The 431-nt window shown below is 60.1% G+C and carries 1 protein-coding gene; it reads right to left on the reverse strand.

Annotated elements, in window-relative coordinates; genetic code table 11:
- The coding region (locus K9U40_RS24000; RefSeq protein WP_282892552.1) for a helix-turn-helix domain-containing protein at positions 1-187 on the reverse strand (187 nt) is incomplete at its 3' end.
- Between the last annotated feature and the right edge of the window lie 244 nt (positions 188-431).

The raw sequence follows: 431 nt of genomic DNA on the forward strand, positions 1-431 counted from the left end.
CCTCCCGGCTGCGCAGCCAGCGCTCGACCGAATCCCGCGAGATGCGGCGGTGGCCGCCAGGGGTCTTCCAGGCTTCCAGTTCGCCCCGGTCCACCATCAGCTGAATGGACCGGACGGCCATGCCTAGCAATTTGGCGGTTTCCAGGGTGGTGTAGTGGTCTGGCAGGGGTACTTCGGAATTCGGCATAGTTGACATTGTGCCCGTGCGCGGTGCTCAACAGGCTCTGCCGTGGCACAACTATATGAAAGCAGCACTTGCATACGTCAAATCTAATAAATATGATTCACGCTTTGCTTGCGCACTTGCGTATTTCATGAAAACTGTCCTGATCGTCGACGACCACGCGGAAATCCGCCGCCTGCTGCGCATGACGCTGGAAGACCAGGGGCTGACGCTGCACGAGGCCGACAGCGGCATGGCGGCTCTGGCC

Source organism: Xanthobacter autotrophicus (assembly GCF_030015065.1).
GTDB classification, from domain to species: domain Bacteria; phylum Pseudomonadota; class Alphaproteobacteria; order Rhizobiales; family Xanthobacteraceae; genus Xanthobacter; species Xanthobacter autotrophicus_D.